Below are 15697 nucleotides of genomic sequence, written 5' to 3' on the forward strand. Positions count from 1 at the left end.
ATATTCGAAACGAGTTGCCACGATGCCTGAAACATGGGAGCGCTCCCACCTCTGAAGGGAATCCGCGTGAAGGGAATCCGCGAGTGAGCAGACCGAGACGCGTACCGGCCGGGGCGCTTGTCGTCCTTACCGCCGTGGCGGCCGCAGCCGTGACCGGGCAGTCGCCCGCGCACGCCGCCGGACCCGAGCAGATCGTCAACGGCACCTTCGACAACGGACTCACCGCACCCTGGTGGGGCACCGCGAACCTCACGCCGGCCGTGAGCGGCGGCCGCCTCTGCGTGGACGTCCCCGGCGGCACGATCAACCCGTGGGACGCGATCATCGGTCAGGACGGCGTGGCGCTGACGGCCGGTGAGACCTACGAGTTCTCCTTCTTCGGCATCGCCACGCCGGCGAAACCGGTCCGCGCGCTGATCCAGCTGCCGGTCGACCCGTGGACGCAGTACCTCGCGCAGACGCCCGTGGTGAACGTCTCCGGCGACACGTACACCTACACGTTCACCTCGCCTGTCGATCTGCCGAACGCGCAGGTCGCGTTCCAGATCGGCGGCAGCGCGGACCCGTGGCGGCTCTGCCTCGACGACGTGTCGCTGACCGGCGGCGCGGAGGAGGAGCCCTGGGATCCGGAGACCGGCCCGCGCGTCAAGGTCAATCAGGTCGGCTACCTGCCGGACGGCCCGAAGAACGCCACGCTTGTCACGGACGCGACCGCGCCTGTGGACTGGACGCTGCGGGACGCCGCCGGCGCTGAGAAGGCCCACGGGCAGACCGCCCCACGGGGTACGGACGGCAGCTCCGGCCTGACCGTCCACAGCATCGACTTCGGTGCGTTCCACGGGAACGGGCAGGGATTCACGCTTGTCGCGGACGGTGAGACGAGCCATCCGTTCGACATCCGGGCCGACCTGTACACCACACTCGGCACGGACGCGCTGAAGTTCTTCTACCCGCAGCGCAGCGGCATCGCCATCGACGACGCGCTGCGCCCCGGCTACGGCCGCCCGGCCGGGCACGTGCAGGTCGCGCCGAACCAGGGTGACATCGAGGTGCCCTGCCAGCCCGGCGTCTGCGACTACACGCTCAACGTGGCCGGCGGCTGGTACGACGCCGGCGACCACGGCAAGTACGTGGTGAACGGCGGCATCTCCGTCCACCAGCTGATGAGCGAGTTCGAGCGCGCCCCCGAGCTGCACAAGGACGGCGCGCTGCGGATCCCGGAGAGTGGCAACGGCGTGCCGGACCTGCTCGACGAGGTCCGCTGGGAGCAGGAGTTCCTGCTCAGCATGCAGGTCCCGGCCGGTGAGGCGCTGACCGGCATGGCGCATCACAAGATCCACGACGCGGCTTGGACCGGGCTGCCGCTGCTTCCGCACCTCGACCCGCAGCCGCGCGAGCTGCACGCGCCGTCCACCGCGGCGACGCTCAACCTTGCGGCGACGGCGGCGCAGGCGGCCAGGCTCTTCGCCCCCTATGACGCCGCCTTCGCCGCGCGCAACCGTGAGGCGGCCCGCACCGCGTGGGCGGCCGCCGTCGCCCACCCCGCGATCTACGCCTCCGCGGCGGACGGCACCGGCGGCGGTGCGTACAACGACGACAACGTCGCCGACGAGTTCTACTGGGCCGCCGCGGAGCTCTACCTCAGCACCGGCGAGCAGGTGTACCAGGACTATCTCGAAGGCTCGCCGCTGCACACCGCGGACATCTGGGACGAGCGGGGCTTCAGCTGGGGGAGCACGGCGCAGCTCGGCCGTCTCGACCTGGCCACCGTGCCGAACGCGCTGCCGGACCGGGACCGGGTGCGCCGGTCAGTGCTGGACGGCGCGGAGAAGTACCTGACGATCCAGGGCGGCTCCGCGTTCGGCCTCACGTACGACCCGGCGAACCACCGCTTCGACTGGGGTTCGAACAGCGGCGTGCTCAACAACGCGATCGTGCTTGCCACCGCGTACGACCTGAGCGGCGACCCGCGCTTCCGGGCCGGCGCGCTGCAGGGGCTCGACTACATCCTCGGCCGGAACGCGCTCGGCCAGTCCTACGTCACCGGGTACGGCGAGCAGGACTCGAAGAACCAGCACAGCCGCTGGTACGCCCACCAGCTCAACCCCGACCTGCCGAACCCGCCGCCCGGCACGCTCGCCGGCGGGCCGAACTCCGACATCCAGGACCCGATCGCGCAGCGGCTGCTCACCGGGTGCGCCGCCCAGTTCTGCTACGTGGACGACATCGAGAGCTGGTCCACGAATGAGCTGACGATCAACTGGAACGCGCCGCTGGCCTGGATGGCGTCGTTCGCCGGCTCGATCCAGAGCTGCGCGGTCACCTACCAGGTCCACGGGCAGTGGCCGAGCGGCTTCACCACGCAGGTCACGGTGGCCAACACCGGCGCCGGGGCGATCGACGGCTGGGCCCTGCGCTGGGACCTGCCCGCCGGTCAGGTGGTGACCCAGGGGTGGAGCGCGAACATCAGCCAGAAGGGTTCGAGCGTCACGGCCGGGGCGTACCCCTGGAACCGGGTCATCCGGCCGGGTGCGTCGGTGACCTTCGGCTTCACCGGCAGGAGCGCATCCGCGGCGAACCCGGCGCCGGACCGGTTCCGGCTCAACGGCACGACCTGCGGGTGAGGTACGCGTCCCGGGAGCGGTATGCCGACCACTCCCGGGACGCCCGGCTGGGGAACGCGGGGGCCGGTGCCCTAGCGTGGACACATGTCGCGCATCCCCGACCTCGCGGCCGCGCTCGAGCGATTCCTCGAGCGGGTCGAGCCCTACGACACCGCGCCCACCGGAGACCGGGTCGGCGGGGTGCAGATGGTCGGGCCACACGGCGGGCGACAGGCCGAGCTGACCGCGCACACCGCCCGCGCGCTTGTCGCCGCGCTCGACGCCTACACCGACCCGAGCGACCGCGGGCGATGCGCGACCTGCGGCTCCCGCAAGCTCGACACCTCGCTGACCTGCTACGACTGCGGCCGGGTGGGCGGCATCTTCGGAGCGGTGCTCGCGGACCGGGCTGAGCAGATCCAGTCCTGGGGGACGTCGCCTCCGTCATGAGCTCAGCTGTGTACCAAATAGATTGCTGCCCGTTGTGCGTACGCGCCGTTTGGGCCACGATCAGCGAGCCTTTCCCCGCCCACCATCCGGAACGAGTAGCGGTGTCCCATAACAGTGAGGCCGGGGCATGAACGTCCCGCCCGCGACGCGGGGTCTGCCCCGCGACGGCGTTCCGCCGGCCACGCCCGGCCGTCTGCACGTCCTTCTGATCGAGGACGACGAGGGTGACGCGTTCCTGGTCGGCGAGCTGCTCGCCGAGGCGAACGCGTCAGTCGACCTGACAGTTGCCCGTAGCCTCACCGAGGCGCAGAACCGCATCGCCGGCGTCGACTGCATCCTGCTTGACCTCGGCCTCCCCGACGCACAGGGCCTGGACGGGCTGCGCCGCGTGCTGACCATCGCCGGCCGTGCCGCGGTCTGCGTGCTCACCGGCCGGCAGGACGAGCACCTGGGCGTCGACGCGGTCGCCGAGGGTGCCCAGGACTACCTGGTCAAGGGCCAGGTCGACGGCGTGCTGCTGACCCGGGCGCTGCGGTACGCGGTCGAGCGCAAGCGCGCCGACGAGAACGCGCTCCGGCTGCGCGAGGCCGAGCTGCGCCAGGCCGAGTCCGCACGCCTTGAGCGCGGTCTGCTGCCCCAGCCGCTGCTGCGCGACACCAAGCAGGTGGGCGTGCACATGTTCTACCGGCCGGGCCGGAGCCGGGGCCTGATCGGCGGCGACTTCTACGACGTGGTGCAGACCGCCGAGGGGCACCTGCAGCTGATCGTGGGCGACGTCTGCGGTCACGGCGTGGACGAGGCCGCGCTCGGCGTCGAGCTCCGGGTCGCCTGGCGGGCGCTTGTCGTCGCGGGCGTGCCGGACGACGAGATCCTGCCCGCGCTGGAACAGGTGCTGATCAGCGAGCGGCGGCTGCCGGAGATCTTCACCACGGTCGCCGCGATCAAGCTGGACCTGGACGGGAACAGCGCCACCGTGCGTCTCGCCGGTCACCCGCAGCCGCTGCTGCTCACGGGCGGTGAGGTGAAGCCGATCCCGGCGCCGAACGGGCTGCTTCTCGGCGTGAGCCCGCGGCCGGTGCGCTCGTTCGACGTGACGTTCACCTCCGAGGACTGGTCGATCCTGATGTATACGGACGGCCTGATCGAGGGCCACGTCGGTCAGGGCACCGAGCGGCTTGACGTCTCCGGCCTGTGCGAGCTGCTCGCGGTGCCGCCGGCCACCGACATCCCGCTCGCCGAGCTGCCGCCCTGGCTGGTCGGGCGCGCGGAGGAACTGAACGGCGGCGCGCTTGCCGACGACGTCGCCATGTTGTTGATCTCGCGGGGGAGGGGTCGCTGATGGCGGCCGTCAGGAATTGGACGCTCAGGCAGCGGGCCATCGCGCTCACTGTCGTGGTCGGGGTGATCCTCGCCGGGCTGGCCGGGGTCGCCGGGTACACCGCGGCCGAGAGCCGGGAGGGACTTCACGTTCTGCTGGACAAGACCGGCCCGATGCGGGTGGCCGGGCAGAGTCTGCAGAGCGCGCTGCTCGACCAGGAGACCGCCGTCCGCGGCTATGCGCTCACCACCGACCAGGACGATCTGAAGCCGTACTACGACGGGCTCGCCACCGAGGGCGAGATCTTCGCCCAGATGAAGGGGCTGCTCGGCGACAGCCCGCAGGACGACCGGGTGCGCCAGCAGCTGGAGGCGGTCGAGTCCGGCTCCACGGAGTGGCGGGCGGTCATCGCGGAACCGGTGATCGCGGCCGTCCAGGGCGGTGACACCGCGCGGGCCCTGCAGATCATCGATCAGGGCAGCCGGCAGCGGTTCGACGTGCTCCGCGCGGACGTGTCCACGCTCCAGGACGACATTCTCACGCTGCGGAACGTTTTCGCCGACCAGACCGTGGCCAACAGCAACCTGCTGGTGTTCCTGCTGCTGCTGGCCGCCGCGGTGATCATCGTGGCCGGCGCGGCGCTTCTCATCCTGCTGGAACGGTTCGTGGTCCGGCCGGTCACCGACCTCGCGGCCGAGGTGCGCCTGGTCGCGGCCGGTGACTACCAGCACGAGATCTCCGGCTCCGGCTCGCCCGAACTGGCCGCGCTCGCCTCGGACGTGGACGGCATGCGGCGCAAGATCGCCGACGACCTTGCCGAGGTCACCCGGGCCCGCGCCGCAATCGAGGACACGAACAGGCGGCTGGAGGAGCAGACCGAGGAGCTGACCCGGTCCAACCGCGACCTGGAGCAGTTCGCCTACGTCGCCTCGCACGACCTGCAGGAACCGCTGCGCAAGGTGGCCAGCTTCTGCCAGTTGCTGCAACGGCGGTACGGCGGCAAGCTCGACGAGCGCGCCGACCAGTACATCTACTTCGCGGTCGACGGCGCGCAGCGCATGCAGCGCCTGATCAACGACCTGCTGGCGTTCTCCCGGATCGGCCGGATCACGTCCGGCTTCACCGAGGTCGACCTGCAGAAGGTGATGGACGAGGTCAGCGGCCAGCTCGACGCGGCCCGCGAGTACGCGGACGGCGAGATCATCTACAACGACCTGCCGACCGTCCGCGGCGAGGAGCCGCTGCTCACCAACCTGCTGGCCAACCTGGTCAACAACGCGCTGAAGTTCCGCAAGCCGGACGTGCCGCCGCGGGTGGAGATCACCTGCCGGGAGGTCGGCGACCAGTGGGAGATCAGCTGCGAGGACAACGGCATCGGCATCGAGGCAGAGTTCGCGGACAAGGTCTTCGTGATCTTCCAGCGGCTGCACGCGAAGGACGCGTACCCCGGCACCGGCATCGGACTGGCCATCGCCAAGAAGATCGTCGAGTACCATGGTGGCCGAATTTGGATTGATTCGGACTACACCGGCGGCACGGCCATCAGGTTCGTGCTTCCGGTCATCGCCGCAGCGTCCGAGCTGCCCTCTGACCAGGGCTCGAAGCAGCTCCAGGAGGAGAAGGCATGACCGCGCCAGCAGACGGCAAGAGCCCGATCGAGGTGCTCCTCGTCGAGGACGATCCGGGCGACGTCCTGATGACGCAGGAGGCCTTCGAGGAGCACAAACTCCGCAACCGGCTCACCGTCGTGTCCGACGGCGCGGAGGCGCTCGCCTACCTCCGTCAGGAGGGCAAGTACGCCGACGTGGTGCTGCCGGACCTGATCCTGCTCGACCTCAACCTCCCCCGGCGGGACGGCCGCGAGGTGCTTGAGGAGATCAAGCGGGACGAGAAGCTGCGCCGCATCCCGGTCGTCGTGCTCACCACCTCCCAGGCGGACGAGGACATTCTCCGCAGCTACCAGCTCCACGCGAACGCGTACGTCACCAAGCCCGTCGACTTCGAGCGCTTCATCACCGTCGTCCGGCAGATCGACGAGTTCTTCGTCAGCGTCGTGAAGCTGCCGCCGCGCTCTTGAGCCCCCTGATCGCACCGGTCGGCGACCTCATCCGCGAGGTCGCCCGGACCGTCGTGCTTCCGTACTACAAGCGGCTCGGCACGGCCGACGTGCGGCAGAAGGCGCCGGGCGACCTGGTCACGGTCGCGGACGAGCTGGCCGAGGAGCGCCTGATCGAGGGCCTGCTCCGCCTCCTGCCCGGCTCCACAGTGGTCGGCGAGGAAGCCGTCGCCGCCGACCCGGACGTGCTGCGCCGCATCTGCCAGGAGGGCCCGGTCTGGCTCGTCGATCCGATCGACGGCACCGGCAACTTCGCGTTCGGCCGCACGCCGTTCGCGATAATGGTCGCGCTCATCGAGGACGGCGACCTCCGGGCCGGCTGGATCTTCGACGTCATGCGGGACCGGATGGCGGTAGCCGAGCGCGGCGCCGGCGCCTGGGTCGACGGCGTCCGCGTCCACGCCCGCACCGGCCCCGCGCCGGTCAGCACGCTGCGCGGCGCGGTGATGACCAAGTACCTGCCCGGCGAGATGGCCGCCGAGGTCGGCCTGCGCTCCACGAACATCGCCAAGATCCTGGACAGCCAGCACTGCGCCGGTGCGGAATATCCCGACGTGGTCAGCGGCAAGCAGGACTTCGTCTTCTTCTGGAAGACGCTCCCCTGGGACCACGCGCCCGGCGTCCTCTTCACCCGCGAGGCAGGTGGTGTCGCCCGACGCCTCGACGGCACGGAATACCAGGTCACCAGCCGACAGAAGGGCCTGCTGGTCGCGGCGAACGCGGAGATCTGGGCCGCCGTCCGCCACGCGCTCCTCGGCGACGACTTCCACTTCTAGATCACAATCGTTGTCCCGCTCCCGCCGGGGCCGAGTTCCGCGAGCTCCCGCGGGCACCGGTCGTCGCTGGCGCTCCTCCCTGTCCGGTCCGTGGACCCAAGGGCGGAAAACCCGTCCCGCTCGCTTCCCGGCGCGCGACCGACGTCGTGTCGTGGCGGGTCAGAGGCGGGACAGGATCGGGTAGAACTCCTGGAGCACGATGTCCCCCGTACGTGCCGTATGCGCCCTGACCTGGTCGATTGTAGATAGGCTGGCGCGCGATTTCCGGCTACGGGGGAGGCGAGCGCGCGTCGTGAGGTGGATTCTTCCGATCGTGGGGGCGGTCGTGCTCCTCGCCGGGTTGCCCGCGGTTCCGGAGCTGCCGAAGGGCGGGGCGGCGCCGACTGCCCTGTATGTCCCGGCGGCTCCTGCGGCTCCTGCGGCTCCTGCGGCTCCTGCGGCCCCTGCGGCGGCTCCTGCGGCCCCGGCGGTGGCGACGGCGGCCCCTGCGGTGGCTACGGCGGCTCGTGCGGTGGCGGCGGTGGCGGCTCCGGACAATGCGGACGACGAGGGCGGGACGCGGACGCTGCGGGTGGCGCTCGAGGAGGCGGCGAAGGCGCACATCGACGCCCAGGCGCGGCTGGAGGCGTCCAGGAAGCGGCAGGCCGCGCTGGCGCTGCGGATCGCCCGTGCGGAGTCGCAGATCGCATCGCTGACCACCCGGCTCGGCGTGGTCGCGGGCGCGGCCTACCGGCGCGGGCGGATCTCCGGCCCGCTGCTGCTGCTCGCGGCGAGTGACCGGCTGGAGTTCCTGGAGCGGACGACCGGCCTGGAGACGATCGCGGCGCTTGACGACGCGCGGCTGCGCGACCTGCGGGCCGCGCGCGCCGACGTGGACCGGGCCCGGACCGCTATCGACGACGAGGTCCGGGAGCAGGCGAAACAGGTCGAGATCCAGGCCAAGAGGCGTAAGGACGCGGAGCAGGCGCTGGCCGCTGCGGGTGGTGGCGGCACGCCGGGCGGGTTCGCCGACGCGGACTCGGTGGCGGCCGACCCCGCGCCGCGCCGGGCCGACGGGGAGTGGCCAGCCGAGTCGTGCACGGTCGGGGACCCGACCACGCGCGGCTGCGTCACGCCACGCACGCTGCACGTGATGCGTCAGTCGCGGGCGGACGGCTTCCGGCGGTTCGTCTCCTGTTACCGCAGCGGTGGCGGCGGCGAGCACCCACGGGGCCGGGCCTGCGACTTCGCGGCCGCGCCGGGCGGGTTCGAGGACGTGAACGCGGCCGGCGACGACCGAGAATACGGGGACAGGCTGGCCGCCTACCTGGTGCACAACGCGGACGCGCTCGGCGTGCTCTACGTGATCTGGTACCGGCGGATCTGGATGCCTGGCACCGGCTGGCAGTCGTATGGCGCGCGGGGCGGACCGGCCGCGACCCACACCAACCACGTGCACGTGTCGATGTACTGACCGCCCGTGTTTACTTGCCGGGTGGAAGACCAACAACCCAAGGCCCTGCCCAACGGCCTCGCCGCCACGCTCGTCTTCGGTTCCAGCGGTGCGGTGCTGGTCCTGGAGATCGTCGCGCAGCGGCTGATCGGGCCGTACGTCGGGCTCACGCTGCAGACCACCAGCTCGGTGATCGCGATGGCGCTGGCAGCGATCGCGTACGGCGCGTGGGCCGGCGGGTGGCTGGCCGACCGCCGGGACCCGCGCACCATGCTGGCCCCGGCGCTGATCCTGGCCGGCATCGCGACCGCGCTGACGTTCCCGCTGATCCGGTACGCCGGCGAGATCCTGCGCGGCAACGCGGCCGTCGGCGTGCTGGCGCTGACCGCGCTGGCCGTGGTCGTCCCGGCCGGGCTGCTCTCCGCGGTCACCCCGATGGTGGTGAAGCTGCAGCTCTCCGACCTGCGCCGGACCGGGCAGGTGGTGGGCAGGCTGTCCGGCATCGGCACGCTTGGCGGCATCACGGCCACGCTCGGCACCGGGTTCGTGCTTGTCGCGACGCTGCCCAGCCGGGTAATCATGTTCAGCCTGGCGGTGCTGCTAGGCGTGGGCGGGCTGGCGCTCGGCTGGCATCTGCGCCGGCTGGACGCGGCCGGCCCGCGGCGGGCGAAGGTGGCGGCCGCGGTGCTCGGGCTGGTCGGGGCCGGGCTGACGGTGATCGCGCCGACGCCGTGCGACGTGGAGACCGCGTACAGCTGCGCGTCAGTGGTGGCGGACGAGAACCGGCCGGGCGGGCGCACGCTTGTGCTCAACGCCGGCGACCACTCCTACGTGGACCTGGACGACCCCCGCCACCTGGAGTTCGAGTACGTCCAGTGGATCGCCGCCGTCTCCGACGTCGCCGCCCCGGCCGGGCAGCCGCTGAATGCGCTGCACCTGGGCGGTGGCGGCTTCACACTGCCTAAATACCTTGCCGCGGTACGCCCGGGGAGCACCCAGACCGTGCTGGAGCTGGACGGCCAGCTGGTCGATCTGGACCGTGCGGAGCTGGGCCTGGAGACCGGGCCGAACCTGACCGCGGTGATCGGGGACGCGCGGGTATCCCTGGCCGAGCAGCCTGCCGGGCGGGCGGACTTCGTGATCGGCGACGCGTTCGGCGACCTGGTGGTGCCGTGGCACCTGGCGACCCGGGAGATGGCGGTGCAGGTGCGGGCGTCGATGACCGGCACCGCGATCTACGCGCAGAACGTGATCGACTATCCGCCGCTGTACTTCATCCGCGCGGAGGTAGCGACTGTGCAGGACGTGTTCCCGCACGTGGCGCTGATCGGGCCGCCGGCGGCGCTGGACGGGAAGGAGGGTGCGAACTTCGTGATCGTGGCGTCTGCCGCGCCGCTCCCGCTTGCCGAGATCCGGGCGCGGATGGCACAGACGGCTACCGGCCCGGTGACGATGCTTGCCGGTGCGGAGCTGGCCGAGTTCGTGGACGGTGCCCGGGTGCTGACCGACGAGTACGCCCCGGTCGACCAATTGCTCTCCCGGTGATCTGCCGCTCCGGGGCGTACCCACAGGGCGGTTTCTAGGTTGTGGCGGCGAACGCCTGGACCTGTTTCGGGGTGCCGGCCACGATCAGTTTGCTGCCGGGCGGTACGAGCGTCAGCGCCTCGGCGAAGATGAAGCTGCCGTCCGGCGGGCGGACCGCGATCACCGTGATGCCATGGCGTTTGCGCAGGCCGATGTCGGCGAGTGAGCGTCCGGCGGTGTCCTTGGGCGCGCGGACCTTCGCGATCGCGAAACCCTCGTCGAACTCGATGAAGTCGATCATCTTGCTGGTGATCAGGTGCGCGACGCGCTCGCCCATCACCGCCTCGGGGTAGATCACGTGGTTCGCGCCGACCGAGGAGAGGATCTTGCCGTGCTTGGCGGAGATCGCCTTGGCCCAGATCTCGGTGATGCCGAGCTCGGTAAGCGCCAGCACGGTGAGCACGCTGGCCTCGATGTCGGTGCCGATGCCGACCACCGCGCGCTTGAACTCGTGCACGCCGAGCTGGCGCAGCGCGTCGTTGTCCGTCGAGTCGGCCTGGGCGACGTGGGTGAGCCGGTCCCCCCACTGCTGGACGATCTTCGGGCTCTCGTCGATGCCGAGCACCTCGTGGCCGAGACGCAGCAGCGAGTCGGCGACCTGCCCGCCGAACCGGCCGAGCCCGATCACCACCACGTTGTCGTCGAGGTTCGTTCTGCCGTTGCTAGCCAACGATCGGCCTTTCCTCGGGATAGCGGTAGAGGCGGGTGCGACTGTTGAGCGCGATTGCGGAGCCGACCGCGATGGTGCCGACGCGGCCCACGTACATCAGGATGACGAGCACGATCTGCCCGCTCTCCGGCAGGGTCGGGGTGATGCCTGTGGAGAGCCCGACGGTGGCGAACGCGGACGTGGCCTCGAAGATCGCCCGGTCCAGCGTGATGTCCCGGTCGATGGCGAGCAGCGCAAGCGTGCCGGCGCCGACGAGCGCGACGCCGAGTAGCGCGACGGTCATCGCCTGCCGCTGGGTGGTCTCGGCGATCCGGCGACGGCCGATCACCACGTCCGGTTCGCCGCGGATCTCGGCCAGAATGACGAACCCGAGCAGGAAGAACGTGGTCAGCTTGATGCCGCCGGAGGTGGACGCGCTGCCGCCGCCGATGAACATCAGTGCGGTGCTGACGGTCAGCGTCTCCTGGTTCATCGCGCCGAAGTCGACGCTGTTGAAGCCGCCGGACCGGGTCATCACGTCCTGGGTGAACGCGGCGAGGATCTTGTCGACCCAGCCGAGCGGCCCGAACGTGCCCGGGTTGTTCCACTCGAACGCCAGCACGAAGAAGAACCCGAAGAGGCCCAGCACTATCGAGCCCCACACGGTGAGCCGGGTGTGCGTGGACCAGCCGGCCGGCTTCCGCCACTCGCGGGCCAGCTCGAAGATGACCGGGAAGCCGATGCTGCCGAGCATCACGCCGAGCGACAGCGGCGTGCAGATCCAGCCGTCCTCGACGAACCTGATCAGGCTGTCCGGGTAGAGCGCGAAGCCGCCGTTGTTGAACGCCTGGATCGAGTGGAACACACCCTCCCAGGCCGCACGCGGCGCGGAGTAGCCGTAGCCGAGCCAGAACCGCAGCCCGATGATCAGCGCGATGATCGACTCGACCACGAGCGAGAACGCGGCGATCCGGAGCACCACCCGGCGGATGTCCGCGGTCTCCAGACCCCGGCTCTCGGTCTGCGCCATCAGGCGGCCGCGAAGGCCCAGACGCTGCGAGATGAGCACGCCGAGCAGCGTGGCCATCACCATGATGCCGAGCCCGCCGATCTGGGTCAGCACGGTAAGCATCACCTGGCCGAACGGCGACCAGTAGGTGCCGGTGTCCACCACGGCCAGCCCGGTGACGCAGACGGCCGAGGTGGCGGTGAAGAGCGCGGTGACGAACGGCGCGAAGCCCGGCTCGGCACGCGAGACGGGCAGCATCATGAGCACGGTCCCGATCACGACCAGAGCCAGGAATGCCGCGGGCACGATGCGGGCGGGGTGCTGAAGTTGACGACGCATGACGGGGGACTGTCTATCACCCGGGTGCAATGTGGGCCACTTGACACTCTCGCGCGGTCCATCTCGTCGTTCGCGCGGCGACGCTCAGGCATCGCGTGACCACTTCCATGGGCCTGGCCGGTCTCGTACCTCCGTCCACAGGCGGGAAAGTTATCCACAGCCCGGCCGTGGCTGTCGGTGCCCGGTGGTAGACAGGTCGGGTGGCTGAGGTTCGGGAACAGGCGGAAGCGGTCCTACGGCGGTTGGCAGGCGATCACGCCCGCCTCCGTGAGGACCAGTGGCGGGCGATCGAGGCGCTTGTCGTCTCGTTCCAGCGGGTGCTCTGCGTCCAGCGCACCGGCTGGGGAAAGTCCGCGGTCTACTTCGTGGCGACCGCGCTGCTCCGCGAGCTGGGCGCCGGCCCGACAGTGATCATCTCGCCGCTACTCGCGCTGATGCGTAACCAGGTCGAGGCCGCGGCCCGGGCCGGCATCACCGCCCGCACCATCAACTCGGCAAACCTGGAGGAGTGGGGCAAGATCACCGCGGAGGTCGCGTCCGGCGCGGTCGACGTGCTGCTGATCAGCCCGGAGCGGCTCAACAACCCCGACTTCCGGGACACCGTGCTGCCCGAGCTGGCGGCCACCACAGGCCTGCTCGTGGTGGATGAGGCGCATTGCGTCTCCGACTGGGGGCACGACTTCCGGCCGGACTACCGGCGGCTGCGCACGTTCCTGGCCGGGCTGCCCGAGCACACACCTGTGCTCGCCACCACCGCCACGGCCAACGCGCGCGTCACGGCAGATGTGGCGGAGCAGCTCGGCGCCGGCGCGCTTGTGCTGCGCGGCTCGCTGGACCGGGAGTCGCTGCGGCTGGCCGTGCACCAGCTGCCGTCCGCGGCGTACCGGCTGGGCTGGCTCGCCGACCACCTGGACGAGCTGCCCGGCTCCGGCATCGTCTACACGCTGACCGTGGCGGCCGCGACCGAGACCGCGGAGTTCCTGCGCTCGCGCGGCTTCTCCGTCGCGTCCTACTCGGGCCAGACCGAGGACGCGGAGCGCCGCGCCGCCGAGCAGGACCTGCTGGACAACAAGATCAAGGCGCTGATCGCCACGTCCGCGCTCGGCATGGGGTTCGACAAGCCCGACCTCGGCTTCGTGGTGCACCTGGGCGCGCCACCGTCCCCGATCGCGTACTACCAGCAGGTCGGCCGCGCCGGCCGCGGTGTCGACCACGCCGAAGTGCTGCTGTTGCCCGGCCCGGAGGACGCGGCCATCTGGCGGTACTTTGCCTCGATGGCGTTCCCGCCGGAGGAGCAGGTCAGGTCCGTGCTGGCCAACCTCTCCGACCGGCCGATCTCGGTGCCCGCGCTGGAGCCGCTCGTCGACCTGCGCCGTACCCGGCTGGAGCTGATGCTCAAGGTGCTTGATGTCGACGGCGCCGTGCGCCGGGTGAAGGGCGGCTGGATCTCCACCGGCGAGCCCTGGTCCTACGACGCGCCCCGCCTGCGCCGGGTGGCCGAGGCCCGCGAGGCCGAACAACGCTCCATGCGGGAGTACGCGTCGCTGACCACCGGCTGCCGCCTGATGTTCCTGCGCGAGCGGCTTGACGATCCGGAGGCGGCGCCGTGCGGCCGCTGCGACCTGTGCGCCGGTCCGCTGCTGCCGGCCGACGTCTCCGCGCCCGCGCTGGCCGCCGCACAGTCGTTCCTCGGCCGCCCCGGCCTCGACCTGCCGCCGAAGGCGATGTGGCCGACCGGCATGGAGTCGATCGGCGTCTCGCTCAAGGGCCGCATCCCGGCCGGTGAGCAGGCCGCGCCGGGCCGGGCCGTGGGCCGCCTCTCCGACCTCGGCTGGGGCGACCGGCTGCGCGCGCTGCTGGCCGACGGCGCGCCGGACGGCCCGCTTCCGGACGATCTGCTCGCAGCAGTGGTCGAGGTGCTGAAGGACTGGTCGCACGGGCCGGAGCAGTGGTCGGCGCGGCCGGTCGGCGTGGTGCCGATCCTGTCCCGCCGCCGCCCGGTGCTCACCCGCAGCCTGGCGGACCGGATCGCTACGGTCGGCCGTCTGCCCGTCCTCGGCACCATCACCCGCCGCGACGACGACGGCCCGGAGCCGTCCCGATCCAACAGCGCTCAACGCGTCCGCCTGCTTCACGACGCGTTCATCCTGGACGGTGACCCTGCCTCGCTGACCGGCCCGGTCCTGCTGGTCGACGACCTGACCGACTCCGGCTGGACGATGACGCTCGCCGCCCGTCTCCTCCGCCGCGCCGGCGCACCCGCGGTGCTGCCGCTCGCGCTTGCGGTGGCGGGCTGACGGTTCTGCCATTGAGCCGGTCCCCGGCGGGAGCGTGCGGGCCGCAACCACCCGCGGTGCGGGAAGATCGGTTCCTGATCCTCGGTCTGGGCCGGGTGCCGTCAGCGGCCGTCGAGGACGCGGCCGTAGCCGTGGACCGGCTGGTAGGTGACCGGGTCGATGCGGACGTTCTCGCCGACGGTGGGGGCGTGGATCATCTTGCCGTCACCGACGTAGAGCGCGACGTGGCTGATTCCGCCGTAGTAGAAGACCAGGTCGCCGGGGCGGAGGTCGTCGCGGCCGATGCGCTGCACGGTCTGCCACTGGCGGGCCGCGTTGTGCGGCAGTGGCGTGCCGGCGTGCTCCCAGGCGGCCATGGTGAGGCCGGAGCAGTCGAAGGAGCTCGGCCCGTCCGCGCCCCAGCGGTAGGGCTTGCCCAGCTGTGCGTAGGCGAACCGGATCGCGTTGCCGGCCAGCCCGGACGGGGGTGCGGGGGGAGCGAGGTCGAGCGGGCGCACCCGCGCGCCGGAGGCCAGCCGCATCCGGCGCAGCCGCTCGATCTCCTTCTCGATCTCCGCCTTGCGGACGGACAGCTCCACCTGCTGCTCCCGCTGCTTCGCGGCGAGCACGTCGGCCTCGCGCTCCATCGCGGCGAACCGGGCGCGCGACTCGGTAAGCGCATGCAGCTCCTGGTTCTGCTCCCGGGCCAGCACGTCGAGCGTGAGCAGCCGCTCCAGCAGGTCGGCGCCGCCGCCGGCCGCGAGCATCAGCGCGCGGGCGTTGCCGGACGAGCGGTACGCGGACGCGGCCAGGTGCCCGATCCGCTCCTGCCGCTCCACCATGGCGAACTCGACCGGCGCCTTCTGCGCGCCGATCTCGCTCCGCCGCCGCTCCGTGTCAGCCACGTCCTCGCGGAGCGCGTTGTGCTCCTCGATGACCACCTCCAGCTGATGTGCCGCGGCCGCGAGCCGTTGCCGCAGCTCCTGCATTGACTGTGGCGCGTCCGGATCGGCCGAGGCCGGCGCCGCGACCGCACCGATCAGGACCGCGACGGCCAGCGTGATCCTGGCGACACGCGTGACGGCGGAAGAGAACACACCGGATCAACGACCGTCCCCGGTGGAGGGGCTCGTATACCACCCGGG

12 protein-coding genes are annotated in these 15697 nt (G+C 71.2%); 9 read left to right on the plus strand and 3 right to left on the minus strand.

Annotated elements, in window-relative coordinates; all coding sequences use genetic code 11:
- The first annotated feature begins 83 nt into the window (after positions 1 to 83).
- The 8 genes from ACIA8K_RS08595 to ACIA8K_RS08630 all read left to right on the plus strand — a co-directional run bounded on the left by ACIA8K_RS08595 (position 84) and on the right by ACIA8K_RS08630 (position 10240).
- Positions 84 to 2624 (plus strand): glycoside hydrolase family 9 protein, encoded by a 2541-nt coding sequence (locus tag ACIA8K_RS08595; protein ID WP_396056441.1) that lies wholly within the window; start codon positions 84 to 86, stop codon positions 2622 to 2624.
- Positions 2625 to 2708: 84 nt separating this feature from the next.
- Positions 2709 to 3053 (plus strand): hypothetical protein, encoded by a 345-nt coding sequence (locus ACIA8K_RS08600; RefSeq protein WP_396056443.1) that lies wholly within the window; start codon positions 2709 to 2711, stop codon positions 3051 to 3053.
- A 127-nt stretch (positions 3054 to 3180) separates the two neighbouring features.
- Positions 3181 to 4392: a PP2C family protein-serine/threonine phosphatase gene (locus ACIA8K_RS08605; protein ID WP_396056445.1), complete on the plus strand. Its 1212-nt coding sequence runs from the start codon at positions 3181 to 3183 to the stop codon at positions 4390 to 4392.
- On the plus strand, positions 4392 to 5999 hold the full coding sequence (locus ACIA8K_RS08610) for an ATP-binding protein (RefSeq protein ID WP_396056447.1): 1608 nt from the start codon (positions 4392 to 4394) through the stop codon (positions 5997 to 5999). Before ACIA8K_RS08605 ends, ACIA8K_RS08610 begins: the two co-directional genes overlap by 1 nt.
- The gene (locus ACIA8K_RS08615) at positions 5996 to 6448 is read left to right on the plus strand and encodes a response regulator (RefSeq protein WP_396056449.1); all 453 of its coding nucleotides are present in this window, start codon (positions 5996 to 5998) and stop codon (positions 6446 to 6448) included. The genes ACIA8K_RS08610 and ACIA8K_RS08615 overlap by 4 nt, the downstream gene beginning before the upstream one ends.
- 5 nt (positions 6449 to 6453) lie before the next feature.
- Positions 6454 to 7263: an inositol monophosphatase family protein gene (locus tag ACIA8K_RS08620; RefSeq protein WP_396056734.1), complete on the plus strand. Its 810-nt coding sequence runs from the start codon at positions 6454 to 6456 to the stop codon at positions 7261 to 7263.
- A gap of 469 nt (positions 7264 to 7732) precedes the next feature.
- Positions 7733 to 8716 (plus strand): coiled-coil domain-containing protein, encoded by a 984-nt coding sequence (locus ACIA8K_RS08625; protein ID WP_396056451.1) that lies wholly within the window; start codon positions 7733 to 7735, stop codon positions 8714 to 8716.
- 6 nt (positions 8717 to 8722) lie between these two features.
- Positions 8723 to 10240 (plus strand): fused MFS/spermidine synthase, encoded by a 1518-nt coding sequence (locus ACIA8K_RS08630; protein WP_396056453.1) that lies wholly within the window; start codon positions 8723 to 8725, stop codon positions 10238 to 10240.
- A gap of 34 nt (positions 10241 to 10274) precedes the next feature.
- On the opposite strand, the gene ACIA8K_RS08635 is transcribed toward ACIA8K_RS08630, so the two are convergent.
- A complete protein-coding gene (locus ACIA8K_RS08635; protein ID WP_396056455.1) occupies positions 10275 to 10949 on the minus strand; it encodes a potassium channel family protein in 675 nt (224 codons plus the stop codon).
- Positions 10942 to 12276, minus strand: coding sequence for a TrkH family potassium uptake protein (locus tag ACIA8K_RS08640; protein ID WP_396056457.1), 1335 nt, complete (start codon positions 12274 to 12276; stop codon positions 10942 to 10944). Before ACIA8K_RS08640 ends, ACIA8K_RS08635 begins: the two co-directional genes overlap by 8 nt.
- A 200-nt stretch (positions 12277 to 12476) precedes the next feature.
- Between ACIA8K_RS08640 and ACIA8K_RS08645 the strand changes: the two genes are divergently transcribed.
- Positions 12477 to 14573, plus strand: a complete 2097-nt coding sequence (locus ACIA8K_RS08645; RefSeq protein ID WP_396056461.1) for a RecQ family ATP-dependent DNA helicase — start codon at positions 12477 to 12479, stop codon at positions 14571 to 14573.
- A 101-nt stretch (positions 14574 to 14674) separates the two neighbouring features.
- Here ACIA8K_RS08645 and ACIA8K_RS08650 read toward each other — a convergent pair whose 3' ends face one another.
- The gene (locus tag ACIA8K_RS08650; RefSeq protein ID WP_396056463.1) at positions 14675 to 15649 is read right to left on the minus strand and encodes an NlpC/P60 family protein; all 975 of its coding nucleotides are present in this window, start codon (positions 15647 to 15649) and stop codon (positions 14675 to 14677) included.
- Positions 15650 to 15697 lie beyond the last annotated feature (48 nt).

This window comes from Catenuloplanes sp. NPDC051500 (assembly GCF_044454585.1).
GTDB lineage: Bacteria > Actinomycetota > Actinomycetes > Mycobacteriales > Micromonosporaceae > Catenuloplanes.